Annotated in this window: 27 protein-coding genes and 6 tRNA genes; 24 read left to right on the top strand and 9 right to left on the bottom strand. The window is 42.5% G+C overall.

What is annotated here, in order from left to right:
* Positions 1 to 113: 113 nt before the first annotated feature.
* On the top strand, positions 114 to 1,112 hold the full coding sequence (locus BET10_RS06775; protein ID WP_070984302.1) for a sphingomyelin phosphodiesterase: 999 nt from the start codon (positions 114 to 116) through the stop codon (positions 1,110 to 1,112).
* A gap of 45 nt (positions 1,113 to 1,157) precedes the next feature.
* On the opposite strand, the gene BET10_RS06780 is transcribed toward BET10_RS06775, so the two are convergent.
* Complete coding sequence (locus tag BET10_RS06780; protein WP_070984305.1) at positions 1,158 to 2,072, bottom strand: TolB-like translocation protein; 915 nt, start codon at positions 2,070 to 2,072, stop codon at positions 1,158 to 1,160.
* 326 nt (positions 2,073 to 2,398) lie between these two features.
* On the opposite strand from BET10_RS06780, the gene BET10_RS06785 reads away from it, so the two are divergent.
* Positions 2,399 to 2,866, top strand: coding sequence for a hypothetical protein (locus BET10_RS06785; protein ID WP_070984306.1), 468 nt, complete (start codon positions 2,399 to 2,401; stop codon positions 2,864 to 2,866).
* A gap of 29 nt (positions 2,867 to 2,895) precedes the next feature.
* Complete coding sequence (locus BET10_RS06790) at positions 2,896 to 3,768, top strand: LysR family transcriptional regulator (protein ID WP_070984307.1); 873 nt, start codon at positions 2,896 to 2,898, stop codon at positions 3,766 to 3,768.
* Between the two features lie 169 nt (positions 3,769 to 3,937).
* Here the strand turns inward: BET10_RS06790 and BET10_RS06795 are convergent, their stop codons facing one another.
* The gene (locus BET10_RS06795; protein WP_070984309.1) at positions 3,938 to 4,267 is read right to left on the bottom strand and encodes an SUI1 family translation initiation factor; all 330 of its coding nucleotides are present in this window, start codon (positions 4,265 to 4,267) and stop codon (positions 3,938 to 3,940) included.
* 205 nt (positions 4,268 to 4,472) lie between these two features.
* Between BET10_RS06795 and BET10_RS06800 the strand changes: the two genes are divergently transcribed.
* From BET10_RS06800 to BET10_RS06815, 4 genes are all read left to right on the top strand, one after another.
* A complete protein-coding gene (locus BET10_RS06800) occupies positions 4,473 to 4,778 on the top strand; it encodes an STAS domain-containing protein (RefSeq protein ID WP_070984311.1) in 306 nt (101 codons plus the stop codon).
* 26 nt (positions 4,779 to 4,804) lie between these two features.
* Positions 4,805 to 6,451, top strand: a complete 1,647-nt coding sequence (locus BET10_RS06805; RefSeq protein WP_070984312.1) for a fused response regulator/phosphatase — start codon at positions 4,805 to 4,807, stop codon at positions 6,449 to 6,451.
* Between the two features lie 65 nt (positions 6,452 to 6,516).
* On the top strand, positions 6,517 to 7,182 hold the full coding sequence (locus BET10_RS06810) for a GAF domain-containing protein (RefSeq protein WP_070984313.1): 666 nt from the start codon (positions 6,517 to 6,519) through the stop codon (positions 7,180 to 7,182).
* 126 nt (positions 7,183 to 7,308) lie between these two features.
* On the top strand, positions 7,309 to 8,499 hold the full coding sequence (locus tag BET10_RS06815) for an amino acid aminotransferase (RefSeq protein ID WP_070984314.1): 1,191 nt from the start codon (positions 7,309 to 7,311) through the stop codon (positions 8,497 to 8,499).
* A 56-nt stretch (positions 8,500 to 8,555) separates the two neighbouring features.
* Here BET10_RS06815 and BET10_RS06820 read toward each other — a convergent pair whose 3' ends face one another.
* On the bottom strand, positions 8,556 to 8,858 hold the full coding sequence (locus BET10_RS06820; protein WP_070984315.1) for a YebG family protein: 303 nt from the start codon (positions 8,856 to 8,858) through the stop codon (positions 8,556 to 8,558).
* A 264-nt stretch (positions 8,859 to 9,122) separates the two neighbouring features.
* Between BET10_RS06820 and BET10_RS06825 the strand changes: the two genes are divergently transcribed.
* The gene (locus tag BET10_RS06825; protein WP_083330461.1) at positions 9,123 to 9,431 is read left to right on the top strand and encodes a ComEA family DNA-binding protein; all 309 of its coding nucleotides are present in this window, start codon (positions 9,123 to 9,125) and stop codon (positions 9,429 to 9,431) included.
* Positions 9,432 to 9,460: 29 nt separating this feature from the next.
* Here BET10_RS06825 and BET10_RS06830 read toward each other — a convergent pair whose 3' ends face one another.
* Together BET10_RS06830 and dsbB are read right to left on the bottom strand one after the other, a co-directional pair.
* A complete protein-coding gene (locus tag BET10_RS06830; protein WP_070984316.1) occupies positions 9,461 to 9,763 on the bottom strand; it encodes a hypothetical protein in 303 nt (100 codons plus the stop codon).
* The gene (gene dsbB / locus BET10_RS06835; protein ID WP_070984317.1) at positions 9,760 to 10,275 is read right to left on the bottom strand and encodes a disulfide bond formation protein DsbB; all 516 of its coding nucleotides are present in this window, start codon (positions 10,273 to 10,275) and stop codon (positions 9,760 to 9,762) included. Before dsbB ends, BET10_RS06830 begins: the two co-directional genes overlap by 4 nt.
* 179 nt (positions 10,276 to 10,454) lie before the next feature.
* Between dsbB and fadR the strand changes: the two genes are divergently transcribed.
* A complete protein-coding gene (fadR, locus tag BET10_RS06840; protein WP_070984319.1) occupies positions 10,455 to 11,168 on the top strand; it encodes a fatty acid metabolism transcriptional regulator FadR in 714 nt (237 codons plus the stop codon).
* Positions 11,169 to 11,414: 246 nt separating this feature from the next.
* Positions 11,415 to 12,020 carry a peroxiredoxin C gene (locus BET10_RS06845; protein WP_070984321.1) on the top strand — a complete coding sequence of 202 codons (606 nt, stop codon included), beginning with the start codon at positions 11,415 to 11,417 and terminating at the stop codon, positions 12,018 to 12,020.
* 200 nt (positions 12,021 to 12,220) lie between these two features.
* On the opposite strand, the gene BET10_RS06850 is transcribed toward BET10_RS06845, so the two are convergent.
* From BET10_RS06850 to smrB, 3 genes are all read right to left on the bottom strand, one after another.
* On the bottom strand, positions 12,221 to 12,487 hold the full coding sequence (locus BET10_RS06850; protein ID WP_070984323.1) for a hypothetical protein: 267 nt from the start codon (positions 12,485 to 12,487) through the stop codon (positions 12,221 to 12,223).
* 168 nt (positions 12,488 to 12,655) lie between these two features.
* Positions 12,656 to 13,459 (bottom strand): response regulator, encoded by an 804-nt coding sequence (locus BET10_RS06855; RefSeq protein ID WP_070984325.1) that lies wholly within the window; start codon positions 13,457 to 13,459, stop codon positions 12,656 to 12,658.
* A gap of 280 nt (positions 13,460 to 13,739) precedes the next feature.
* Entirely contained in the window at positions 13,740 to 14,297 is a 558-nt protein-coding gene (gene smrB, locus BET10_RS06860) for an endonuclease SmrB (protein ID WP_070984327.1), read from the bottom strand.
* 89 nt (positions 14,298 to 14,386) lie between these two features.
* On the opposite strand from smrB, the gene prmB reads away from it, so the two are divergent.
* The 4 genes from prmB (at position 14,387) to BET10_RS06880 (ending at position 18,604) form a co-directional block, all read left to right on the top strand.
* Entirely contained in the window at positions 14,387 to 15,322 is a 936-nt protein-coding gene (gene prmB, locus BET10_RS06865; RefSeq protein ID WP_070984329.1) for a 50S ribosomal protein L3 N(5)-glutamine methyltransferase, read from the top strand.
* A 60-nt stretch (positions 15,323 to 15,382) separates the two neighbouring features.
* Positions 15,383 to 16,483 carry a chorismate synthase gene (gene aroC / locus BET10_RS06870; protein ID WP_070984331.1) on the top strand — a complete coding sequence of 367 codons (1,101 nt, stop codon included), beginning with the start codon at positions 15,383 to 15,385 and terminating at the stop codon, positions 16,481 to 16,483.
* Between the two features lie 182 nt (positions 16,484 to 16,665).
* The gene (locus BET10_RS06875) at positions 16,666 to 17,535 is read left to right on the top strand and encodes an MBL fold metallo-hydrolase (RefSeq protein WP_070984333.1); all 870 of its coding nucleotides are present in this window, start codon (positions 16,666 to 16,668) and stop codon (positions 17,533 to 17,535) included.
* 76 nt (positions 17,536 to 17,611) lie between these two features.
* Positions 17,612 to 18,604, top strand: a complete 993-nt coding sequence (locus tag BET10_RS06880) for a phytanoyl-CoA dioxygenase family protein (RefSeq protein ID WP_070984335.1) — start codon at positions 17,612 to 17,614, stop codon at positions 18,602 to 18,604.
* A gap of 70 nt (positions 18,605 to 18,674) precedes the next feature.
* Here the strand turns inward: BET10_RS06880 and folD are convergent, their stop codons facing one another.
* The gene (folD, locus tag BET10_RS06885) at positions 18,675 to 19,529 is read right to left on the bottom strand and encodes a bifunctional methylenetetrahydrofolate dehydrogenase/methenyltetrahydrofolate cyclohydrolase FolD (RefSeq protein WP_070984338.1); all 855 of its coding nucleotides are present in this window, start codon (positions 19,527 to 19,529) and stop codon (positions 18,675 to 18,677) included.
* A 344-nt stretch (positions 19,530 to 19,873) separates the two neighbouring features.
* On the opposite strand from folD, the gene BET10_RS06890 reads away from it, so the two are divergent.
* The 10 genes from BET10_RS06890 to lon all read left to right on the top strand — a co-directional run bounded on the left by BET10_RS06890 (position 19,874) and on the right by lon (position 26,733).
* A tRNA-Pro gene (locus tag BET10_RS06890) sits at positions 19,874 to 19,950 on the top strand.
* A 37-nt stretch (positions 19,951 to 19,987) separates the two neighbouring features.
* Positions 19,988 to 20,064 (top strand) — tRNA-Arg (locus tag BET10_RS06895).
* 25 nt (positions 20,065 to 20,089) lie between these two features.
* Positions 20,090 to 20,165, top strand: a tRNA-His gene (locus tag BET10_RS06900).
* Between the two features lie 14 nt (positions 20,166 to 20,179).
* A tRNA-Pro gene (locus BET10_RS06905) sits at positions 20,180 to 20,256 on the top strand.
* A 31-nt stretch (positions 20,257 to 20,287) separates the two neighbouring features.
* A tRNA-Pro gene (locus tag BET10_RS06910) sits at positions 20,288 to 20,364 on the top strand.
* A 31-nt stretch (positions 20,365 to 20,395) separates the two neighbouring features.
* Positions 20,396 to 20,472, top strand: a tRNA-Pro gene (locus BET10_RS06915).
* 287 nt (positions 20,473 to 20,759) lie between these two features.
* Positions 20,760 to 22,064, top strand: coding sequence for a trigger factor (tig, locus tag BET10_RS06920; protein WP_070984341.1), 1,305 nt, complete (start codon positions 20,760 to 20,762; stop codon positions 22,062 to 22,064).
* Between the two features lie 150 nt (positions 22,065 to 22,214).
* A complete protein-coding gene (gene clpP / locus BET10_RS06925; protein ID WP_070984343.1) occupies positions 22,215 to 22,832 on the top strand; it encodes an ATP-dependent Clp endopeptidase proteolytic subunit ClpP in 618 nt (205 codons plus the stop codon).
* A 125-nt stretch (positions 22,833 to 22,957) separates the two neighbouring features.
* Positions 22,958 to 24,241, top strand: a complete 1,284-nt coding sequence (gene clpX / locus BET10_RS06930) for an ATP-dependent protease ATP-binding subunit ClpX (protein ID WP_070984346.1) — start codon at positions 22,958 to 22,960, stop codon at positions 24,239 to 24,241.
* A gap of 122 nt (positions 24,242 to 24,363) precedes the next feature.
* Positions 24,364 to 26,733 (top strand): endopeptidase La, encoded by a 2,370-nt coding sequence (gene lon, locus BET10_RS06935; RefSeq protein ID WP_070984348.1) that lies wholly within the window; start codon positions 24,364 to 24,366, stop codon positions 26,731 to 26,733.
* The last annotated feature ends 153 nt before the right edge of the window (positions 26,734 to 26,886 follow it).

Below are 26,886 nucleotides of genomic sequence, written 5' to 3' on the forward strand. Positions count from 1 at the left end.
TATATTGGTTAATTTCTGCCCCGAAATTTCACACCGTAGACAAAATCTAGTCAGCAAAATATCGGGTGAACATCTTAATGACGATTAAAAAAAATGAAAGATTGGAGAGTAAAATGAAAATAAAGCATGTTTTGCTGTGCGCGCTTGCGTTGTTGAGCACACACAGCATGGCCGACTCACTCAAAGTCATGGCTTACAACATCATGCAATTAAATGTACAGGATTGGGATCAGGCAAACCGAGCTGAACGCTTACCTGCGGTATTAAAGTCATTAAGTGACAGTCCAGATGTCATTCTCATCAGCGAGGCATTTAACAGTGAGGCTGAACAAGCGCTTGCACAGTTGTCGGCGCAATATCCCTATCAAACGCCAAACGTTGGTCAGGACTGTAGCGGCAGTGGTTGGGACGCGCTAACTGGTAATTGCTCAAACAGCCCGTTTGTTATTCGTGGTGGCGTGGTTATTTTGTCAAAATATCCCATCATTTCGCAAAAAGCACACGTGTTTAACAACAGCTTAAGTGGTAGTTGGGATTACATGGCAAACAAAGGCTTTGCTTATGTAGAAATAGAAAAAGACGCCAAGCGTTACCACCTTATTGGCACGCACCTACAAGCAACTCACGACGATGATACCCAACAAGAGCACCATGTTCGTTTGGGGCAGTTAAGTGAGATCCAAGCATTTATTGACGCTGAAAATATTCCAGCCAGTGAACCGGTTATTATCGGCGGCGACATGAATGTTGAATGGAGTAAACAGCATGAAGTGGCTGATATGCTTGCGACTTTACGGGCAGAGTTGAATTTTCAAACGCCGCTTATTGGCTCATTCCCAGCAAAATACAACTGGTTTACCAAGGCAAACGCCTACTATTTTGATTACAGCCTAGATTACAACGACACCTTGGATTACGTATTCTGGCATCGCGATCACAAACAGCCTAGCAATGCGCCTAGCATGAGTGTTCGATATCCAAAAGCACCAAATAGCTGGTACTGGAGCTACCTGAAAGGGTATTGGAACCTCAGCGATGGTCGCTACTACCATGATGGCTATTACAACGAGTTATCGGATCACTATCCTGTACAGGTTAACTTCGAGTACTAACATATGGGGCTGAGAGGTGTGGCAACATATCACTCAGCCTGTTTTTTAGTCTACGGTTGACAGTTTGCTATCTGGTGACTTAGGCCTCAGTCTCTCAATCACTGCGGCATCTACCCAATAGATATCACCATCTGTGGAAGATTGCGTTTCGCCGTCTTTTAGAACGTGTCTATTAAAGAATAGATATTTACCATCAGGAGAAACATAAGCTCCTGCTTCCATTCCAGCGGTATTAATAGAGTCACCTAAGTTTTTTGCTCTGCCCCAATCTCCGTTGGGTAGGCGAAAGCTAATATATAAGTCTTTATTTCCATAGCCATCATCTTTTTCACTGTCCCAGATGATGTACGAAGCATCTTGGGCGATGAAGGGGTGGGCGGTCCATTTGCCAGCATTGATATGTGGGCCAAGCAATACCGGCGTTTGGCGTTTGCCATCTTTTACCTCAGAAATACGCAACACATCATTATTTTTATAATCATCAAAGATGTAAGTACCATCCGCTGAAGCTGATAAGCGCATAATTCCCCAGTCAGATCTATCAAACATGGGGCCAAGAGATTTTACCTCGGACCAGCCGCTTTGTGTACGTTGCATATATTTATTGCCTAAGTGCATAACTTTGCCATTTGGTGCGAGCGAAGGCCGCCCCACTCTTGGACCGATCACAGATTCATGCCATACGTTGTCTATTTGTTTGAATCGGATTAGCCACCATTTATCTGTATCTGCATCCTTTCTGGAAAAATAAAGCTCTTGCAAGTCAGGTGTGAAGGATGGAGTGTGGTCTCGGTGTCGAGTGCTGACGTAACCTGGGGCAAATACTTTTGGGATCATGCCAGGTGGTGTTTGGCCAAGATAGGGGCCTTTTAGTGTTGGGCGTTCACTCATTGCAAAAGCATTGGTGTTTGTTAGTAAAAACAACGTCAATAGGTGTAAAAGATAAATATTATGTTTCATGATTCATTCCTGCTAAACGTTATCCATCAATTTTTGGCTTACATGTTTTAACCTTACACAAGTTGCGCTTTGGAAGCTTGAGGTTCTTATGATTTCTGTTAGATTTTTTGGTAAATGATTGATAGTTAATTAAATTTATCTTCTTAGCCTCTGCGCTCAATCTAGCACCCGCTTGGTTAAAATATATAACCAGATCCGAAGTGATTAGGCAGGTTGTATAAGTATTAGGCTGGTGCTAAAACGCAGCGACTAGTAACTATTTTAATCCGCGACCCACACAGTTGTACTTGCTAGGATAATGAAAACTAAAAAAGGAGAAAGCAAGTATGAGATTTTGTACCGCATTGATATTACTATTGTTAAGCAGTAGTGTTTTAGCTGGAGGCACCGCCAAAGCACAAATCAACACATTATTTGAAGGCTATATGGCCAAATATAACCACTTTTTAGAGCATGGTGTCTTGCCAAATACACCTGAGCTATACACTGACACGGTTATGTTGATGTCATCACGCTCCAAGCCGAGTGTGATCACACTCGCGCAAATGAACCAGCAAGTGCAGGTTTTCTTATCAAGTCTAAAAGCTGATGGTGTGAGCTATGTTAAATGGGGCAAGGTGTCAATTCATCAACTGGATGACAACATTGCGCTGGTGAGCAACATTGCCGAGCGCTATACCAAAACAGGAACCTTACATAATAAAGTAGGGGCCAGTTACTATGTCTATTTAATTGATGGACAATGGAAAATTTCGGCATTTGCTATACACAATGCAAAAAACACTTTAATTTAATAACACCAAAACGAACGATGTTATGATGTATGCAAAGCTGGGATGACTTTCAATTACTACTGGCATTAAACAGCGCACACACCCTGCGCGGGGCGGCCAAGCTGTTGGGGATAAACCATACAACCGTCGCGCGCAGACTGCATAGTCTCAACCAGCGTTATCCCATTGCTGTATGTACAACAACACAAAACAAACTGGTTTTTAGTGAGCTTGGGGAGCAGCTACTTACCACAGCAAAAGCGATGCAAGCTCAGTTACAAAGCCAGCTACCAGCGATCCAATCCACTATTAAGCAGGCTAAGCAACAGGTTAACCTGTCTTTACCTCCTGCAATCTTACAGTTTGTGCTAATGGACGTGTTGAGTGAGTTTCAAGCGCTGTACCCTGACATTCTGCTCAATATTAACACCACCTATGCGTTAAGTGACTTAGATAGTAGCGAGGCAGATGTGGTCGTTCGTGCATCAGAACAGCTCGATGATTACTTGGTCGGGCATCGTTTGTGTCCCATTTCGCTTGGTTACTTTATGCACCGAGATTATCTGAACAATCGCAGTGAGAAAGATATCACTTGGATAGTTGCACACAGTCAATCTCGCCCTGCTTGGTTGGCTGAAACACCATTTCCAAATGCTTCGGTCAATTTAGTTATTGAAGACTTAGTTTTGCGCCATCAAGCAGCCGAAAATGGATTGGGTATGATCAGGGGAGCGCATTACATCGCACAGCATTTTCCGCAGTTAGTTGAATTTGCGCCCAGTTCAGACTCATTTGCTGACTTGTGGGTATTAACTCACCCAAATAAACAGTCTTTGCCTAACGTTAAAAAGCTCATTCAATTTCTACTCACCGTGATGAGAAATAAACAAAGCTTAATTAATCAAAAGGTTAAGAGCTCTTAGCTGAATTTATCTTTTTGTCCTTGGTTAAAGACTTGGTGTGACTATGGCTCATGCGATATTACATAAGTATCGCGTACAGGTATAATTTTGTAACAGGGGAATGTGTAGTTATTTGGAGGTTAGCAGAGGAGTTCGACCCACCCCTCTGGTATGGGTAAATAGCGCCGATTTAACCGCCAGCAATTTTTACTTTGAACTTAAGCGTTTCTAATATTTGTTTGAGCTTTTCTCTGTCGTCACCTTGAATTTCAATCACACCATCTTTCAAAGCGCCACCTTGGCCCATTTTACTCTTGAGTGTTTTGGCCAGCTTTTTTAGGTCGTGTTGCTGCGCATCAATACCCACAACCAACATAACGCCTTTGCCTTTTCTCCCTTTTGTTTGTCTCTCAATTCTTACGAATCCATCTTTGAATACTTTTGACTCCACTTCCTTTTTTGGTTCCTTGGTATCAATACGGCCCGTTTCTGTTGAATAAACTAAACGACTATCAGACATTTTTCTCTCACAGCTTAAAAAGAATAATGCTCAGATCATAACACTAATCTATTTCATAGCTGTAGTTTTTAGGCTGGTGGAATCAAGAAGCGAAAAAAGTGCGTTAATTTGCTCATAGTGACTTATTTGTGGCTAAACTGAATAAAGCGTTTATATTTAAGTCAGTGCATTGGATAGTAAATTCTCAATATATTAGGAGCTTAACATGAGTTTGAGCAAGAATTCTTCGGCAGACGGTAAGATATTAACAATACAAATTAGAGGGAAGTTTGACTTCAACCTAGTACAGTCATTTCGTCAGGCGTATGCCGATGTTGGTGAACAAACTGAGAAAGTAGTGGTTGACTTGAGAGAAACCGATTACATGGATAGTTCTGCGTTGGGTATGCTGCTAAACATGAAAAAAACGCTCGCAGATTCCATCGATACCATTCAAATTACCAATTGTCGTCCGCAGCTAAAGAAAATATTGCAAATATCAAGGTTTGATAAAAAGTTTGATATTGACTGACACACCTTTAATCAGGAGCCGTAACTGTGCGTGTATTGGTCGTTGATGATCAGCCGTTAAACTGTATCTTGCTAAAAACCATGTTAGAGCAACAAGAGTATGACGTTGTTGTAGCCAATGATGGGGCTCAGGCAATTGAGTTGATGAAGCAGTGTAAAGTTGATGTGGTGCTGCTTGATGTTCTTATGCCAGTAATGAACGGTTTTGAAGCTGCACCGAAAATTAAAGAGTTGGCAGGGGATGTATATTTACCCGTCATTTTTATCACCACCCTTGAAGATCATGAAAGTTTTGAAAAGTGTTTGGCTGTAGGTGGCGATGATTTTATTCATAAACCTTTCGACAGAGTGATCTTATCGGCCAAGATCCGTGCTCATGCCCGAACTCGAAGGTTAAGCCAAGAGGCAAACCAACAGAAAAAGCAGCTAGAGTATCACTACAATCAAATTGAGCGAGAACATGAAATAGTTGAGCACATTTTCAGTAATGCACTCGACCAATCATCAAAATTTCATAAGTATTGTGACTATCACCTTTCACCTGCTTCTATGTTCAATGGTGATATGTTCTTGATGGCAAAGAGTCCTATGGGTGGATTTTATTGCCTGCTCGGTGATTTTACAGGGCACGGCTTAGCCGCGGCGGTCGGTGCATTGCCTGCGTCACGTATTTTTTATGCAATGGTTAGCAAGGGAATGGCGGTAAATGACATTGCATTTGAGTTAAATGGTGTGCTGAACACATTGCTACCAAGCAACATGTTTTGCGCCGCAGCAATCGTGGAGCTGAGTGAGTCGGGGAAAAGTGTATCTGCTTGGTTAGGCGGTATGCCAGATTTGTATTTGATTGATGAGCAGGGCGATGTCGTTCAAACATTAGAATCGCAGCATATGGCTTTGGGGATCTTGAGCGATGATGAATTTGAACGTACGACGATTCATCTAGAAGTCAAAGCAAACCAGCGATTGGTAATGGCGACCGATGGCATAATCGAAACAGAAAATAAGCAAGGTGAAATGTTTGGTGAAAGTCGATTAAAAGAGGCATTACGAAGCCGTCACAATATTTCGACTGAGCAAGTTATACAACTCGTCCATAGCTTTTCAGAACATAGCGCGCAGCAAGATGATCTGAGCATTGCGATTATCAATTGTTTAGCAAGCGAAAAAGCCCAACAAGCTCCTATTGTATACTCGAAAATCCCTTTTGAATTCGGTGTGCAAATTGATGCGCAATGTATTGTGAGTACAGATCCAATATTAGAGTTGGTTGACGTACTGAGTAAAATCGAAGGTGTGAGTGAACACAGGTCAAACATCTTTCTACTGCTTTCAGAGGCATATAACAATGCTGTTGACCATGGCGTGCTTGGTTTAGATTCAGACATTAAAAATAGAGAAGATGGCTTTATAGAATACTATCAATTAAGAGAAAAAGCGCTTACTCAACTAGAAAACGCTTTGATCAGTATTCACGTTAAGTACGTGCCCAAAGATAGCTTGTTGGAATTTATAATCTCTGACTCAGGTAGCGGGTTTAGGATTAAGGACAGCAAAGACGACAACCTGCAATTGGAGTACGGCCGAGGGTTGCGCTTACTTCAGGAAATGTCATGTGACATTCAATTTAATGTGCAAGGAAATGAAGTAAAAATAGTTTATTCTTTGCAATAATTTCTATTTGCAAAGCTTTATTAGCGTGCTAGTCTATCGTTGTTTTTAGATGTTTGGATGGCTAGATGGTTTCTTCTTACCTAACTCAATCGGCTCTTAATGTAGAGCCCGCCGATGTTGAATTGGCTCTATCTCAATTAGATGAATTTTTGCAGGACCAAAGTAACTGGCAGGATGCGGTGTGGGCCTATCGTATTCCTGAGCTTGGCGAAGGCGGTGCATGTAGTTTATTTGGCTACCTTCAGGATGAGCCTTTTGAACTCAATTCATTACTGCCACAAGACGAGCAAACCTCACAAGCGTTAGCTAAGTTACAGTCCATTGTGGCTTTTGTACAAAGACAAACGAATGTGGACTGGTTTGGTATATATCAAACTCGTGAGACATCACAAGGTGCGCAGTTATTGAAACTTGCATACCACGGCGCACCGAGCAGGCCATTGTTTCCTGTTAATGAGCAATTTGCTGCCACCAGTAATAATGTGCAGGTGGTGATCAGCGGCCATGCTCGAGTTATCAACGATGTTGCGGCATATGTTGATAACGGCGGCGAGTATTATACGTGTGACCCAAAAGTACAGGCGGAAGCGTGTTTACCATTGTTTGATAATGCAAACAACTGTATTGGTATTATTGATGCTGAAGCGTTTAGCAAAGATTTTTTTACACCGAGTGTACTAGCTTTACTAATTGCTGTGTGTATTAAAATTCCTCAGTATCTACCTGAGTGATATGACTCGTTTTGACCAATATTTATGTTAATATGAGCCCAGTTTAAACCCTAGTGTTCAGCGATGCTTAGCGCCCGTGCAGTGCAGATATTGCTCGCTGATATAACGTAAAATAAGAGATGACCCATGTTCAGTGAATTAAAACCACTACCAACAGATCCAATCCTAGGATTGATGGCAGCTTACAAGCAAGATACAAACCCAAACAAAATTGATTTAGGCGTTGGGGTTTATAAAGACGAACAGGGCGATACACCTGTGCTACGTGCCGTTAAAAAGGCGGAAGCATTTCGACTAGAAAATGAAAAAACAAAGTCTTACATTGGGTTAGCTGGGAACTTAGATTTTTGCCATAAAATGGAGTCGTTGCTTCTTGGTGAGCACAGCGCATTATTGGCTAATCGAGTTCGCACAGCTCAAACTCCAGGTGGTACGGGAGCGTTACGTGTAGCGGCAGAATTTATCAAACGTTGTAATACTAATGCGACAGTGTGGGTTACCACGCCAACATGGGCAAACCACATCAGTTTATTCGAGGCTGCTGGTCTACAGGTTAAAGAATACCCGTACTACGACTACGAGAATAAAGGTCTACTGTTTGATGAAATGATCGCTGCGCTTAAGCAAGTGCCAAAAGGCGATATCGTGCTACTTCATGCATGTTGTCACAACCCAAGCGGTATGGATCTGAATGCAGAGCAATGGCAGGTTGTTGCAGACCTTGCAAAAGAAGTCGGCTTCACGCCATTGATTGATATTGCGTACCAAGGCTTTGGTGCAAGCTTAGATCAAGACGCTTACGGTTTGCGTTTACTTGCTGATACGGTTGAAGAACTGATCATTTGCTCTTCATGTTCTAAGAACTTTGGTTTATATCGTGAGCGTGTAGGTGCATGTACCCTTATCTCAAAAGATGCTGCTGTGGCCGATATTTCAAACTCGGTGTTGTTAAGTGTTGTACGTAGTATCTATTCAATGCCGCCAGCGCATGGTGCTGATATTGTAAACATCATTCTAAGCAGCTCAGAACTTACTCAAATGTGGCATGAAGAGCTAGACGAAATGCGAACACGTATTAATGGGCTACGTACGCTAATCAAAGATAGCTTAGCGGCTAAGGGCGTTGCTCAAGACTTCTCGTTCATTGATAAGCAAAATGGTATGTTCTCGTTCTTAGGTATCAACAAAGAACAAATTGACCGTTTACAAAAAGGGTATGGTATCTATATCGTTGGCTCAAGCCGAGTAAACGTAGCTGGTATCAGCCAAGCAAACATCAATTACTTTGCGGATGCTGTTGCTGACGTATTGAAGTAACAAGCGACTCGCAAATAAATAAGCCGCAATAGCGGCTTTTTTATTATCAATTTGAGCTACGCTTCTTTTAACGGCGTTACATTCTCAGTATTTGTTTTGGCTGAGGGCTTAGCTTTTTTTGTCGCAACGGGCTTACCGCCCTTAAGCACAGCTAAAAAATCGTCTTTTTGCTTTGCTATCTCAAGTGCTAGCGATTCAACTTGTTGTTCGCTAAGAGGGACGTCAACTTTGCTCAGCATCTGCTCCAACGACTCTGCAACGTCTAACATTTTGTCGTATGCATCAGCCTCTTTTTTACTGGTAAAGGTCATGCGCTCGACTCCGTTTCTTTCAACCACATACTTAACAATAACAGCCATGATCACTCCTGCTAAACACTGTTTTTTTATACAGTAAATCTTTCTGGTGGATTATGCAAGGCTTTATTCACCGTTGCCATCTATCTTAGCCAGCTTAACGTTACTTTATTACACGAAAACGATCTACGAATTTTTCATGGGTATACATCTTGACAAATTAGGGTACATTTCCTTTATTTAATATTCCTTGATAGTAAGTAGCTTAGCTGTATGAGTACTTACACAAAGGACTTAATTAAGGAACATAACTAGTAAGGAACTACTATGATGCAATCTATTATACTCGTCGTAACGTTAATTATTGGCTTTGGGCTTAACTATAATGTAGCAGCTCAGCAGCTCAACAAATCTACTAGCGTTAAAGTTGTTGACTCCAGCGGTCACTTAGTCGATGTTAACTCTGCCTCACTTGAAGAGCTGGCAAAACTGCCGGGGGTTGGCCAAAAGAAAGCGCAAGCTATTATTGATTACCGTCAAACAAACGGTCGCTTTGTCGACCTTGATGGGTTACAGCAAGTCAAAGGTATTGGTAGTCGTATTGCTGCCAAATTAGAAGGTAAGATTCGTTTTTAATTATTGATTAAAGGGCCGTAGGGCCCTTTTTAGTCTTGTTGTGATTCAAACTTGTCAACTGCGTTGCTAAGCCATGGTTTGGCAAACTGTATTTCAATAGGGCTGGTGAGTAGAGGGTAGCTCAGTCCGGCGAGCAGCAAAATAGGCAACAAGCTCCATCCTTCCACGTACGCCAAAGCGATAAAAAAAGGTATTAATACCGTGAGCTTAGCAATGCGTAGTGCTACTTTACGCATGGCTGGCATTTCGTCTAATGCGATTGCCAAGATACGTTGTTTGTCACGTAGCTTGTAGCGCTCGAGAGATTTTATCTGGCTAAGGCGAATAATCATTTTGAACGAACCAAAATACTTGCTGCCAACACAGCAATGAAGCTTAAACTATAAAACGCGAATATAATTTCCATCCACCCTGGCATACTGAGTGATAGGAAAGACCAGTCGATGTTTCCGCAGTCACCTGTTGCAGCAAAAAATGCAGGGAACCATTCATGCAAAGGCATAAAACTTGGGAAGTTAGGGACAATGTCACAAGTAAAAGCGAATGGGTCTGTGGTCGTTTGCATATTGATGTGCTCTCGGGCAATCATCCAACCCCAAATACTACTAATGCCCCAAATGGCGAACCCAGTTCCTTTTACTTGCCAGTTGGTTGGAGATAAATAACCCACAACGCCTGCTGCGAATAAACCCAGCATAGCGGTACGTTGATAAATACACATGATGCAAGGCTCTAGCCCCATTACATATTGAAAATACAATGCGGTGACTTCGAATAATCCTGCACTTATCGCTAGCAACGCCCAAGCCTTTTTAGATGAGGACAGTGCACTTAACCAGTTCATACCTACTCCTGAGTATTATTTTTGTCGCTATTATGAGTCATAAACGCTTTTTGCTGCAACTAATCTCGCTATAGTGCATGCTGAGCGCTAATCGCTTTCTTTGCTTGTTACTTGAAAATCATCTGGTACAATCAGTGGATTGCATAATGTGCGGTCATTTTTAAAAGAAGTGGTGCTAAATGAGAATTTTCAAAGCCAAGAGTCCAGCAGGGTTTGCTGAGGAGTATATTGTTGAATCTATTTGGAACGGAGAGTTTCCACCAGGTTCTATCTTACCTGCCGAGCGAGAGCTGTCTGAATTAATTGGCGTTACTAGAACCACTCTACGTGAGGTATTGCAGCGCTTAGCTAGAGATGGCTGGCTAACAATCCAACATGGCAAACCAACGCGAGTCAATAACTTTTGGGAAACGTCGGGTCTAAACATCCTTGAGACCTTAGCGCGTTTGGATGAAGACAAAATGCCTGAACTCACGGATCAGCTATTGTCTGCGCGCACGAACATTAGTGCAATTTATACTCGTGCCGCAATCAAGTTTAATCCCCAGTCAGTGATTGAAATTTTATCTAAAAGTGATGAGCTGGAAGATACCGCAGAAGCTTTTGCTGAATATGACTATCGTGTTCACCACCAGTTAGCGATTGCAGGCAATAATCGCATTTACGTGTTAGTACTCAACGGCTTTAAGGGCTTATACTCGAAAATCGGTGGCCATTATTTTTCAGATGCACGTACACGGGAGCTTGCAAGACAGTTTTATAAAGATCTTACATCGCTTGCCCAAGAGCAAAATCACGATGGTGCCATTTCACTTATGCGTAAGTATGGTCATAAAACAGGTGAGATTTGGCAACAACTCCGTGGTGAGATGCCAGACAATATTATGGACTAACAGCCTAACAAACAACGCCTCTAAAATGAGGCGTTTTTTGTATAGGAGACTCAGTACTAATCAAAAAAACAGATGGTGGTTATCGCTTTATTCGATTGTTATTTTACAGTGATGAGGAATAAACTGAGGCCAAATTTTTTTTGAGGTTGTTTTTTTTAAAACAGCCTCAATATAGTCAGTACAGTTTTAGCGCATGGATATGTGCTAGATATAATTGGACAAAAACCTAACTATTTGGAGAAAACAATGGGTGTATTAGTTGGCCGTCAGGCACCAGACTTTACAGCAGCAGCGGTACTAGGTAATGGCGAAATCGTAGATAGCTACAATCTACATGAAAACATCAAAGGTAAAAAAGCAGTAGTGTTCTTTTACCCACTAGACTTCACTTTTGTTTGTCCTTCTGAGTTGATTGCATTTGACAAGCGTTTTGAAGAGTTCCAGAAGCGTGGCGTTGAAGTTATCGGTGTTTCAATTGACTCACAATTCTCACACAACGCATGGCGTAATACACCAGTAAACGAAGGTGGTATTGGTCCAGTTAAGTACGCACTTGTTGCAGACGTAAAACATGAAATCTGTAAAGCATATGACGTTGAGCATCCAGAAGCAGGTGTTGCATTCCGTGGTTCATTCCTAATCGACGAAGAAGGTAATGTACGTCACCAAGTGGTTAACGATCTTCCTTTAGGTCGTAACATCGACGAAATGCTACGTATGGTTGATGCACTGGCGTTCCACAGCGAGCACGGTGAAGTATGTCCAGCAGGTTGGACTGAAGGTAAATCTGGTATGGACGCAAGTCCTGAAGGTGTTGCTAAGTTCTTATCTGAAAACGAAGGCGCGCTATAATAAGGCATCTTTCGTTTTATAAAACCCGCCGCTTGGCGGGTTTTTATTTGCCTGCACGCCTCGTTTAATCTAGATACTACCATAGTGTTACCCCATGCTCAGTCTTTGTCCTACAAAGCGGAGCAGCTCAACTCCCACGTATGCTACAAATGTGCTTATTACTGGTAGAGAAAGTAAGCTCAATAACATTAGTTCAGAATTCATAGTGAGCTTTCCTCTTTGACTTGAGTCGATTCTGATTTAGCAACGGTGGCTTCTTGTTCGGACGCATTATCTAGAGAATGCGCGACCGCTTTAAGCGTTGAAGCTTTTAGTTCTTCAATGCTGTGGTTGATGCTTGTAGTGATGGCATTGCTGATCACATTAGATAATTCGGCGGTAGTGTCAGATTGTAGTGGGTTCGCATAGCTCGTTGCACTTGCACAACCAATTAATACGACAGCAGTTAGTTTAGTTAAAGTTTTCATAATATTGCTCCTTTGCATTGTTAGTCGTGATAACTATTACAAGGGTTGTGCCATATTATAAAAATATTTTAAATTATTGTTTTTAAATGAATTTTAAGTTTTTGGTCGTGGTCAACAAAATCACCTAGTGCTAAATTGACCACTCGAAGTGGTTAAAAAGACGATATTTTAGCTTTCTTGTTCAAGCAGCTGATAAATCAACTTTTTCACTGTATCGGGCTCAAATGGTTTGTCACATAATGCATTCACGCCAGACTGCATAATGTTGGATAAATGTGCATCATTAGCCTCTGAGGTTACCATAAGCACGGGAATGTGAGCATGCTTGTCACTGTTACGGATTGACTCTGTGAGCTCTTGGCCGTTGACTTGTGGCATATTGTAATCGGTCACGATTAAATCAAACATCTGTGTTTGTAGTATTTCCAGCGCTTGAGCGCCATCTTCAGCCTCGGTGAATCGGGTTGCCCCTAAGTTCGTCAATACCCTAAGTATGTACTGTCGTGCCAGCTTAGAGTCATCCACAACAAGCACACGTAAATCTTGAATATCGTACAAGTCCAGTTCTAACTCCTGTGGAGATAAAATGTCTAGTGTTGCGTTGATAGCTTTGCCTAAATGCAGCTTGTTAAAAGGTTTGGGCAAAATGGCAATTACGCCAGATTGTTTGAATATCTCAAGTTGCTCTTTTCGTGTTTCGCTGGAAATTAGCATAAATGGAATGGAATATTCGCTAAGGTCGTGATTGATGTAATGCTGGATATCTACCGCGTTGCCATCGGGCAGGTGAAGGCAGGAAATTATCAGATCAGGAATATTGCTTTGTAGTTGAGCTTTGGCATCAGCGATAGAGTCGGCAAAATCAATGTGTAAGATTCCTTCGCCTTGCAGCTCTTTGGTAATTATTTTTCGTTGCGTTGGAGATGGCTCAATAAGCATGATAGCAAGATCAGCACTTAGTAATTCGTTCATAAGAACCCTGTTAATGTATGCGTTATCGATATTTGATATCAAGCATATTAACCAATGGCGCGCCTATGAGCCAGTTAATTAACCTCAGCTGCGCATAAGTGAATTGGCCAAATAAAGCTATTTTGTACACTCTGGTCGTTATTTTTACTTGTAGTAGCGCGCTATTACTTCGCAAAAATGCTTTGATGTTGAGCGAAATATCATCACTGGATGCGAAAACTGTAAGGGATTAACTTCTTGTTTTATCAAAACCCTTATCCACAACATAGGTTAATTAAATTTAGCGTCTAAATTCATTTGATTGAGGAAGGTCAACTAAAATAAGCACCGCGCCCTTACCACCATACTCTAAAGGAGCCTGATGCATCGCGAGTATATCTGGGTGTTGAACAAGATATTGCGGCACTTTGTGCTTTAATATGTGCTCACCAATTCCGTGTACCACACAGGCACAGTAGTAGTGTTGCTTTTTGCAGGCATGGATTAACGCAGCCAATTCTTCCTTCACACGATCTTTGTTTAGACCATGTAAGTCGAGGATCAACTCTGGTGCAATATCCCCTCTGCGCAATTGTTTCGCAAGGTATCTGTCAGCGCCGGGTCTGACATAATTGACAGTGCCATGGGTATCAATGTCAGGGATATATTCGTCGGAAAAATAAAACTCAGATTGATGCTGCTTTTTTTGACTGGCAAGCTCATTTAGTTTGGGCTTGCTAGGGGCCTTCTCAAAGCGCACTGTATCTTGTTTATACTTAGTTGCACCAGCGATGGACTGGCGGAATAAATCTAGATCAGCATCATCTATCATGTGGGATTTAGGGCGTTCTTTTTTCATTGGGCCATTCTAAATAAAAAAAGCATAAAAACCCAGCTTAAAAACCGCTACAATAGCAACAATTACATTATGATGACTGAGATAAATACATGAGCGAATTTCAGGTAACAGAAGCGTTAACGCAAGAAACAGTAAGTGATTTACTAACAATCAGAGATTGGCTACGTTGGACTACCAGCCAGTTTGCAAGTGAAGGGCTATTTTTTGGCCATGGCACTGATAATGCGTGGGATGAAGCGGTAAGCCTTGTGTTACCTATTTTAAACCTGCCTTTGGATACACCCGCAGAGTTGATGAACTCACGGCTGACTCACACCGAAAAATTACGTTTGTTGAGTTATATCGAAACTCGCATTGTAGAGCGTACTCCTGTTGCTTATTTAACGAATCAAGCATGGTTTGCTGGGATGCCTTTTTATGTAGATGAAAGAGTATTGGTGCCTCGCTCACCCTTTGCGGAACTCATCAATAAAAAGTTTGCACCTTGGTTGAAAGAAGAACAGCCTATTACGCGCATCTTAGATATGTGTACTGGCTCAGGTTGTATTGCGATAGCACTCGCGCAAGCCTTTGCTGATGCACAGGTAGATGCAGTTGACATCTCATATGATGCGTTAGAGGTGGCAAACATCAATATTGATGATTACATGCTTCAAGATCAGGTGTTTGCGATTCAGTCAGATGTATTTAGCGGTATTGAAGGTCAAAAGTATGACTTAATCGTGGCTAACCCACCTTATGTTGATGCTGAAGATATGGCGGACTTACCTCATGAGTTTCATCATGAGCCTGAACTTGGTTTGGCCTCAGGTGACGATGGTTTAGATGTAACACGTGCAATTTTACAGCAGGCAGCTGAACACTTAACTGACGATGGGTGGTTATTTGTAGAAGTAGGCAACTCTATGGTACATATGGAAGCACTGTATCCGGGGGCACCGTTTGAATGGGTTGAATTTGAGCATGGTGGTCTTGGAGTGTTCGTGGTTTCAAAACAGCAATTAATCGAATATTTTAATGACTGAGTTGGATGCTTTATAAGTCAACTCAGTAGTTTAGGGTGTCATTTGGAATGAGGATAAATAATGGCAGGTAATAGCATAGGTCAACTTTTTAAAGTGAGTACCTTCGGAGAAAGTCACGGCCCTGCCTTAGGCGGTGTGGTTGACGGTGTACCGGCAGGGCTTGAGCTTTGTGAAGCTGATTTACAAATTGATTTAGACAGACGAAAGCCCGGACAAAGCCGCTACACTACGCAGCGCAGAGAAGGGGATGAGATAAAGATTCTTTCTGGCGTATTTGAAGGTAAGACAACAGGCACTAGCATTGGCTTACTGATTGAAAATACAGATCAGCGCTCTCAGGATTACAGCAAGATAGCGGATGTGTTTCGCCCAGGCCATGGTGATTACACTTATTGGCATAAATACGGCCATCGTGATTATCGTGGCGGCGGTCGTTCTTCTGCTAGAGAAACCGCAATTAGGGTAGCGGCAGGTGGTATCGCAAAGAAGTATCTCCGCCAAGTACACGGTATTGAGATCACTGCTTGTTTGTCGCAATTAGGGCCAATCAAGGCTGAGCAGTTTAACTGGCAGCTTGTTGAACAAAATCCATTTTTCTTCCCTGATGAGCGTAAGTTAGATGAACTTGATGAGTATATGAGAGCGCTTAAAAAGTCAGGCGATTCGGTCGGTGCAAAAGTCATGGTAGTGGCTAAAAACGTACCCGTCGGTTTAGGTGAGCCAGTTTTCGATCGTTTAGACGCAGAAATAGCCCATTCATTAATGAGTATTAATGCGGTAAAAGGGGTTGAGATAGGGGACGGATTTGCGGTTGTTGAGCAAAAAGGCTCAGAGCATCGTGATGAGTTAACACCTGAGGGCTTTACCAGCAATCATGCAGGCGGAGTTTTGGCGGGCATTTCAACAGGGCAAGACATTATTGCCTCAATTGCGCTCAAGCCGACATCTAGTATTACCATCCCCGGACAAAGTATTAACACTGCAAATGAAGCGGTAGAGATGATCACCAAAGGACGTCACGACCCATGTGTGGGAATTCGCGCTATACCTATCGCAGAGGCGATGATGGCGATTACTTTGATGGATCACTTGCTGCGCCAGCGAGGCCAAAACCCTGATGTGCAGCTAACGCATGGCCCTATCAAAGCCAGTAGAGAATAACCCGCCTAGTAACTGGTTTTCATGCTCTATCGAACGATGAAAACCAGTTACTATCGTTAACATAGCCACTCTAAGAGTCCCTGAATTAGGGGAAGTCTTTCCTCCAATATAAAAATAAGCTACCTTATTAATCAACAGGTTGAAATAAATCGCCTTCCAATATATTTGTTATGGATTTGATTATGAAGCGTATCTTGCAAACACTTTTTTTACCGTTGATATTGAGTGTCACACACCCGGCAAATGCGACTGTAGAGTTTAAATTGCGACAGCTATCACCGGATCTTCACGTACTCTATGGTCAAGGAGGAAATATAGCCATTAGCGTTGGTGAAGACGGGATCTATCTTGTGGATGATCAATTTGCAAAATTGAGTGAAGAAATCAGGGCACAAGTGAGTAAGCTGAAGCCGGGCGTGCCAGAGTTTGTGATCAATACGCACTACCATGGTGACCACACCGGCGGGAATGAGAATTTTGCCAAGGCGGGTAGCCATGTGATTGCACACAATAATGTATACCGCCGATTAAAAGATAAACATGGTGAGGGCTCGAAATTTTTGCCCGTGATCAGTTTTGGTCAAGATATGACGCTGCATTTTAATGGTGAGAATGCCAAAATTTGGCATTATGAAAATGCCCATACAGATGGTGACGCGGTGATTTTTTATGAGCGTGCAAATGTGGTACACACGGGCGATATTTTCTTCAATCTGAACAGTTTGCCGTATGTGGATGTGAACAGCGGTGGTTCATTGGACGGCGTTATCGCAGCGGTTGCGGATATACTTGAGCATATTGATGACAATACCACCGTCATTCCAGGCCACGGTCCAGTAACGAATAAAAGCGGTTTGTTGGAATATAAAGCGCTTCTTGAACGGGCTAAAGGCATTATGCTTGTTGCGATAGACAAGCACCAAAGCTTAGATGCTGTGATAGCGGCAGAGCCATTAGCTGAGTTAGAGCTGAGCTATTCAGATTGGTTGCCTCAACAAAGGGTGACTAAACTGTTCTATCATAGTTTGACTTCATCACCCAGCAGCGATTGATAATAAGCAAAATTTCAAGCGACTAGCGCTCTTCTAAGTGGCTTTTGTGCATTACCGCGAACATGAAGGAATATTAATGACATCATTGGAAAACACCTTGCAGCGGCTTGGCCTGACATCGGCTCTAGAAAATACTTGGTGGCAGCATACCCAGTTGCTCAATGCAACAGCCCCAGAGCGTACGTTAGATAGTGAAGTTGACCGTGCCGTATTTGATTTACTGGGTGTTAGCCAACATCAGGGCATATCCGCAGTATATGCAAATACAACATCATTCGAAGGTTTCCTAGCTCACATAGCCCAGTTCAACTGCACAACAGAATTGAATTTGGAGCGTGTGAATGCTTATCTGACGGGAGAGCCTCAGCCTGCAGCAATACGGCAGTTGTTTGACGAAATAGCTGCGATGCCTGATGTATTAACTGAACAAGATCTACAACAATGGCAGGAAGAGGGCTACGTAGTAGTAAAGCAGGCATTGGATCTAAAGCAGTGCGATGCCGTTATCAAAGCGATTGCTGGTTTCTTAAATGCAGATCTTAGTCAGGCGTCTCAGTGGTACGAGTTAAAGGTGAGTGCGGGTATCATGGTTGATTTGATTCAACATCCTGCGCTAACACAAGCGCGTAACATAAAACGAATTCATAAAGCCTATAGCCAATTATGGAATACCGAAGACCTGATTGTGTCTTCGGATAGATGTGGCTTCAATCCGCCACAAACCCCAGTCCACCCATTTTCAGGCCCAGACCTGCATTGGGATTTAAACTTCTCCAAACCGCTTAAGTTTGGCACACAAGGTATAGTGTATTTAACCGATACTGCACCAGAGCAGGGAGCGTTAACAGTTGTGCCAGGTTTTCACCATCAGTTAGCCAAGCAAGTTGAAGAATATAAAGGCAAACAGAACGAGATAGACTTCCATCAATTTGGTTCTAAGGCTATCGGTGCCAATGCAGGAGACATGGTTATTTGGCATCAGTTTTTACCGCATGGTAGTCGCCCCAATCTAGCTGAACTGCCAAGAATTGTGCACTACATCAATATGTATCCATTTCCACAAGTCTGATGGGCTACTATTGAAAACAAAAAGCCACACAATGTGTGGCTTTTTGTTTTGTACAAGTGAGAAAGGGCGTTTAGCTATGGTATTTCTCACAAGCCTCTAATGTATTTTCAATTAAGCTCGCGACTGTCATCGGGCCAACTCCGCCAGGTACGGGAGTGATAAAGCTAGCGTTTTGTTCGGCAACGCTGTATTGCACATCACCGACTAGCTTGCCTGAGTCCAAGCGGTTAATACCAACATCAATTACGATAGCACCCTCTTTAACCCAATCACCTGGAATGAATTCAGGCTTACCAACCGCAACAACTAATAAATCTGCTCGTCTAACATGTGCTTCTAAATCTTGAGTAAACTTATGGCATACGGTCGTTGTACAACCTGCCAATAAAAGTTCTAACGACATAGGACGACCCACAATATTAGAAGCGCCCACAACAACAGCGTGCATTCCTTTATAACGCACACCGGTTGAATCAAGTAACGTCATAATACCTTTAGGTGTACAGGGTCTAAGCGCTGGCATTCTCTGAGCAAGGCGACCTATATTATATGGGTGAAAACCATCGACATCTTTATGCGGATGAATGCGCTCAAGTATTTTTTCAGCATCTAACCCTTTAGGTAGGGGTAATTGAACCAAAATGCCGTCTACTTCAGAGTCGTTATTTAAAGTATCAACTAACTCCAGTAATTGCTGCTCGCTAGTGTCCCCTGGGAGGTCAAAAGATTTTGAAACAAACCCGACTTCTTCACATGCTTTACGTTTTGAACCGACATAAACTTGACTAGCGGGATCTTGTCCTACTAATACTACTGCGAGTCCTGGGGCGCGAAGACCTTGCTCAACGCGCTCGGCAACACGTTTAGTTACTGTTGTGCGTACTTGTTTGGCGATTGCCTTACCATCTATGATGTTTGCCGTCATGGGTGACCTTTCTTGGGATTAAAAACTTGAACGATAGTGAGCGTATAGGGGTTATGCTCAAATTGCTACTTCACAATGTTAGGTAGCATCATTTTGCTATTTTCTCAGAAAACAGTGCAAGCGCCAAGCTGATATGCCGTTTTAGCTAATAATATATGCTTGTCAGCGACACTTTGAACAGCAAAATTGTTTAATTTTCAGCAAAGTGATCTACTTCTTGAGCATTTTGTAGTAAAAGTAGTCAGTTGAAACGATTTTTTGAAAAAGTGTTTGACCTAGTTCGGCCAAATCACTATTATGCACCCCGTTGTCAACGAGGTCACTCGAAAACAACACAATGGTATCGGCGATTAGCGCAGTTTGGTAGCGCACTTGGTTTGGGTCCAAGGGGTCGCAGGTTCAAATCCTGCATCGCCGACCACTTTAAAATAAGAATAGCAACATGAAGATGTTCGTATGCGCCCTTAGCTCAGCTGGATAGAGCAACGCCCTTCTAAGGCGTCGGTCGAAGGTTCGAATCCTTCAGGGTGCGCCATTCTTATTTTAGTCCCTATGTAGTGGCGGCTGTAGCTCAGTTGGTAGAGCCCTGGATTGTGATTCCGGTTGTCGTGGGTTCAAGTCCCATCAGTCGCCCCATCTACATACTCCGTCGGCGATTAGCGCAGTTTGGTAGCGCACTTGGTTTGGGTCCAAGGGGTCGCAGGTTCAAATCCTGCATCGCCGACCACTTCTTCAAAAAGAATACATTTTATCTGCATCGGCGATTAGCGCAGTTTGGTAGCGCACTTGGTTTGGGTCCAAGGGGTCGCAGGTTCAAATCCTGCATCGCCGACCACTTCTTCAAAAAGAATACATTTTATCTGCATCGGCGATTAGCGCAGTTTGGTAGCGCACTTGGTTTGGGTCCAAGGGGTCGCAGGTTCAAATCCTGCATCGCCGACCACTTTCTTGAAATCATTAGTACTCCTTTTCTTAATTTAATTAACCAACTTTTAACCATTCAAGCCTTAAATCTTCATAAATTTATCCTGATAGCTCGACTAAACGGTTTTATAGGTTATAATGCCGCGTCTATTGTTTAACATAGCGCCCATGAAGGGCAGGCAACAAGAACAACACATGCAATTAGTGCTCAAAACGGGCTTCCGTTGTTAGGCTGATTACGGCATGATGTGCAACTTGTTTGTAAGGAAGGCGCGTTGTCGCCAAAATTGAAGATTGAGGTAAATCATGCAAGTTTCTGTTGAGACGACTCAAGGCCTTGAGCGCCGTCTGACTATCACCGTTCCTGCAGAGAACGTTGAGACTGAAGTTAAAAAACGCTTACAACAACTGTCTAAAACTCAGCGTATAGATGGTTTCCGTGTTGGTAAAGTGCCAGTGTCTGTTATCGCAAAGCGTTTCGGTGCAGCTGTTCGTCAAGAAGTGGCGGGCGAATTAATGCAACGTAACTACATCGAGGCGATCGTAGCTGAGAAAATCAACCCTGCAGGTGCGCCTTCTTTTGCACCAAAATCTTTAGAAGCAGGTAAAGATTTAGAATTCGATGCAACTTTTGAAGTATATCCAGAAGTTGAATTAAAAGACCTTGATAAAATCACTGTTGAAAAGCCAGTTGTAGAAGTAACTGATGAAGATTTAGCAAACATGCTAGAAACGCTTCGCAAGCAGCACGCTACTTGGGTAGAAAGTGACGCAGCAGCAGGCGAGAAAGATAGAGTTACTATCGATTTCGTAGGTACTGTTGACGGTGAAGAGTTTGAAGGCGGCAAAGCAGAAGACTTCCCTCTTGAGCTAGGCCAAGGCCGCATGATCCCAGGTTTTGAAGAGGGTATCGTAGGCAAAAAAGCAGGTGAAGAAGTTGTTGCTGATGTAACTTTCCCTGAAGAATACCACGCAGAGAACCTAAAAGGTAAACCTGCACAATTCACAATCACAGTGAAGAAAGTTGAAGTTCAAGAGCTTCCAGAGCTAAGCGACGAATTCGCAACTAAATTCGGTGTTGCTGAAGGCGGTGTTGAAGGCCTTAAAGAAGAAGTTAAAAAGAACATGACACGTGAGCTTACTCAAGCAGTTAAAGCAAACGTTAAAGATCAAGCTATCAAAGGTCTTCTAGAGCACAACGAAACTGAAGTTCCTAAAGCGTTAATCGATCAAGAAATCGATGCATTACGTCAACAGGCGGCACAACGTTTTGGTGGCAATGCGCAAAACATGCCTGAGCTTCCAGCTGAGTTATTCCACGAGCAAGCAGTAACACGCGTTAAGACGGGCCTACTACTTGGTGAAGTGATCAAAGCAAACGACATCAAAGTTGATGAAGCGAAAGTTGACGAGCTAATCGAAACTGTAGCATCTGCTTACGAAGATCCAACAGAAGTTGTTGCTTACTATAAGAGCAACGAACAAATGATGCAGCAAATGCGCAATGTTGCGATGGAAGAGCAAGCAGTTGAAGCAATTCTAGCAGCAGCAAGCGTTTCAGACGTTGCTAAAGCATTTGATGAAATCATGAATCCGCAGCAAGGTGCTTAATAAGTCATTGACTTAAAGCTAAGCTAACGATTTAATGGCTCGAGATGTTCTACAATGGTTTGTAGTCTATCCGAGCCATTTTTGTTTGTAGGCACAAAATACCAACTAGACGCAGCCGTTTAGAAAGCTGCGGATTAAGGAATAAAAAATATGAATGACGGTATGATCGATCCTCTAAATGCATTAGTACCTATGGTTGTTGAACAAACAGCTAAAGGTGAGCGCTCTTACGATATCTATTCGCGTCTTTTAAAAGAGCGTATTATTTTTCTTACCGGTCAAGTTGAAGACCAAATGGCAAATTTGATCGTAGCACAAATGCTGTTTTTAGAATCAGAAAGCCCTGAGAAAGATATTTTCCTTTATATTAATTCTCCGGGTGGCTCGGTAACAGCTGGTATGTCTATCTATGACACAATGAACTTTATCAAACCAGACGTGAGTACCGTGTGTGTGGGTCAAGCTGCAAGTATGGGCGCATTTTTATTATCTGGTGGTGCCAAAGGTAAGCGTTATTGTTTACCGAACTCAAGAGTGATGATCCATCAGCCTCTGGGCGGGTTTCAAGGTCAAGCATCAGATTTCGAGATCCATGCGAAAGAAATCTTGTCGATCAAGGAGAAGCTTAACCGCTTAATGGCGGAGCATACCGGTCAGCCATTTGATGTTGTATCTCGTGACACCGATAGAGATAACTTCATGAGTGCTCACGAAGCGGTTGAATATGGACTTGTTGATGCTGTTCATACACGCAGAGAAATCAAGTAAATCTTACAGGTGAGGTAAGAAACCTCATCCTGCAACTATGCTAAAGTGAACTTTATTTGGTATAGTTAAAATCATGTATATGGTTACCATATTCTTAGGTAACAACGAAAATAAGAGGTAGCTGAATGTCAGATACTCCAACAGACGGCGACAAAAGTAACAAGCTCTTGTACTGCTCTTTCTGTGGTAAGAGTCAGCACGAAGTACGCAAGTTGATTGCCGGCCCTTCGGTATATATTTGCGATGAATGCGTCGAACTGTGTAACGACATCATTAGGGAAGAGATAAAGGACATTGCACCCAAACATGATACGGGTGACAAACTTCCTGTTCCAAAAGAGATTAGAAATCACTTGGACGATTATGTTATCGGTCAGGAACATGCTAAGAAGGTGTTGTCTGTAGCGGTATACAATCATTACAAAAGGCTACGTAGCCAAGGTTCAAAGAACGATGTTGAGCTAAGCAAGAGTAACATTTTGCTAATAGGTCCTACAGGTAGTGGTAAAACATTACTTGCAGAAACCTTAGCAAGATTACTGGATGTGCCATTTACTATGGCTGATGCAACAACGTTGACCGAGGCAGGCTACGTTGGCGAAGATGTTGAAAATATCATTCAAAAGCTGCTGCAAAAATGTGATTACGATGTAGAAAAAGCCCAGCGTGGTATTGTATACATTGATGAAATCGATAAGATTTCTCGTAAATCAGATAACCCATCTATTACCCGTGATGTATCTGGTGAAGGGGTACAGCAAGCGTTACTTAAATTGATTGAAGGTACAGTCGCTTCAGTCCCACCACAAGGTGGTCGCAAGCACCCTCAGCAAGAGTTTTTGCAAGTTGATACATCAAAAATCTTGTTTATCTGTGGTGGTGCATTTGCAGGTTTAGATAAAGTAATTGAGCAACGCAGCCATAAAAATACAGGTATCGGGTTTGGAGCAAATGTTAAGTCATCAGATGCTTCGCGTTCTTTGAGTGAAACTTTTAAAGATGTTGAGCCAGAAGATTTAGTAAAATACGGCTTGATTCCTGAGTTTATCGGCCGCTTACCAGTGGTGGCGACGTTAACTGAGCTTGATGAAGATGCATTGATCCAAATCTTAAATGAGCCAAAGAATGCGCTAACTAAACAATTTGCTGCATTGTTTAAGATGGAAGATGTTGAACTAGAGTTCCGCGAAGATGCATTAAAAGCAATCGCCCGTAAAGCGATGGAAAGAAAAACGGGTGCGCGTGGTCTTCGTTCAATTGTAGAGGGAGTGTTACTTGATACAATGTACGAGTTACCTTCTATTGATAACGTTAGTAAAGTAGTTGTGGATGAAACTGTTATCAAAGGCGAGTCTGATCCTATTCTAATTTACGAAAATAGCCCTCAGGACAAAGCGGTATCTGAGTGAGCATGTGAATAGTGTAAAAAGGAGCCAAGGGCTCCTTTTTTTATAAATGAGTTGAACTTTTAAATCACTATCCCCATATAGTCCGATATAAATAAAAATTAACGAAGTGTGAAGAGAATATAATGGCGCTTGAGAGAACGGATCGAGTTGAAATTCCTGTGTTGGCACTGCGCGATGTAGTTGTGTACCCACACATGGTGATCCCGCTTTTTGTAGGTCGAGAAAAATCGATAAAATGCCTAGAAGCGGCGATGGAAAATGACAAGCAAATCTTTTTAGTTGCGCAAAAAGACGCAACGATTGATGACCCTAAAACTGATGAAATATACGATGTAGGCACAATTGCAACGGTATTACAGTTGCTCAAGCTGCCTGATGGCACAGTTAAAGTACTCGTTGAGGGAACCCAGCGTGCGAAAATTGAGGAGTTCTTGGTCACAGATGATTATTTCTTAGCACAAGCACAGTTCCTTGAATCTCAAGATATTGAAGAACAAGAGCAAGATATATTTATTCGCAGCGCGGTGAGTCAGTTTGAAGGCTACGTAAAGCTGAATAAAAAAATCCCACCAGAGGTGTTAACCTCAGTATCTGGCATTGATGAGGCATCTCGTCTTGCTGATACGATGGCTGCACACATGCCTATCAAAGTACCTGAAAAACAAAAAGTACTTGAACTAAGTAGTGTAACTGAGCGTTTAGAGTATTTAATGGCGCTTATGGAAGGTGAGATTGACCTGCTACAAGTTGAAAAGAAAATCCGTTCGCGTGTAAAGAAGCAAATGGAAAAATCTCAGCGTGAGTACTACTTGAATGAGCAGATGAAAGCCATTCAAAAAGAACTCGGTGAGCTGGATGACGTGCCAGATGAATTTGAAGCTTTGAAAAAGCGCATTAGTGAAGCACACATGCCAAAAGAAGCTGAAGAAAAAGCGCTGTCAGAACTTAACAAGTTAAAAATGATGTCGCCTATGTCGGCAGAAGCTACCGTGGTTCGTTCGTATATAGATACGATGATAGGTGTGCCATGGAAGAAACGCTCTAAAGTGAAAAAAGATTTAGCCGGCGCACAAAAGATATTGGATGCTGATCACTATGGCCTAGAAAAGGTTAAAGATAGGATTATCGAATATCTAGCCGTTCAACAGCGTACAAATAAACTTAAAGGGCCGATTCTTTGCCTAGTTGGACCGCCAGGGGTAGGTAAAACAAGCTTGGGTCAATCAATTGCGCGCTCTACGGGCCGAAAGTATGTTCGCATGGCCTTAGGTGGTGTGCGTGATGAAGCAGAAATCCGTGGTCACAGACGTACTTATATCGGTTCAATGCCAGGTAAGTTAATTCAAAGCATGAGCAAGGTGGGAGTGAAAAACCCATTATTCTTGTTAGATGAGATTGATAAGATGTCATCGGATATGCGTGGAGATCCAGCGTCAGCCCTATTAGAGGTACTTGATCCAGAGCAAAATAGTACGTTTGCGGACCATTACCTAGAAGTGGACTATGATTTGTCGGATGTGATGTTCGTAGCGACTTCTAACAGTTTCAATATCCCAGGTCCTTTACTTGATCGTATGGAAGTAATACGTCTTTCTGGATACACGGAAGATGAAAAGCTGAATATCTCTAAACAGCATTTGATCCCTAAACAAATTAAGCGCAATGGGTTGAAAGAAGAAGAAGTAGTGATTGAAGATAGTGCTATTATTGGCATTATTCGCTACTACACACGCGAGGCCGGGGTACGTAATCTAGAGCGTGAAATTTCTAAACTGTGCCGTAAAGCTGTCAAGAATATTTTGTTAGATAAAGGCATCAAACAGGTTGTGATCAACCAGGACAACCTTGAATCATTCTTAGGTGTGCAGCGCTTTGACTATGGTAAAGCAGAAGATGGTGATCGAATCGGCCAGGTGACAGGCCTTGCATGGACTGAAGTCGGTGGTGATTTGCTAACAATTGAATGCGCAGCAGTGCCAGGAAAGGGCAAGCTGACGCATACAGGTTCACTTGGCGATGTAATGCAAGAGTCAATTCAAGCTGCGATGACCGTCGTACGAAATCGTGCCGATAAGTTGCGAATTAATAGTGACTTCTACGAGAAACGTGATATACACGTTCACGTACCAGAAGGTGCTACACCAAAAGATGGACCAAGCGCAGGTATCGCGATGGTGACGGGCTTAGTATCGAGCCTGACGGGCAACCCTGTTCGTTCAGATGTAGCGATGACGGGCGAAATCACGTTAAGAGGTGAAGTACTACCCATTGGTGGACTTAAAGAGAAGCTTCTTGCTGCGCACCGTGGTGGCATTAAAACGGTCGTGATCCCAAAAATTAATGAAAGGGACTTAAAAGAGATACCACAGAACGTATTGGAAGGTTTGGAAATTCACCCTGTTACTTGGATTGACGAAGTATTATCACTGGCTTTGGCGAATCCGATCGAGAGTTTTGCTGTTCAAAGTAGCAAAAATGAAGAAAAAGTCTAAAAAAGTGCATGAAAGGGCTTTTCAAATCGAAAAGGTATGTTAACTTAAGCACTAGTTTCAAGCCTAGCCCTTATGTAGCCTAGGCTTGATAAAGATTTCCGAATTAGAGAGTCGCTGTGATGTCTCTAAATTAACAGCAAAAGTGGTATTCTT

This window comes from Pseudoalteromonas amylolytica, from assembly GCF_001854605.1.
GTDB classification, from domain to species: domain Bacteria; phylum Pseudomonadota; class Gammaproteobacteria; order Enterobacterales; family Alteromonadaceae; genus Pseudoalteromonas; species Pseudoalteromonas amylolytica.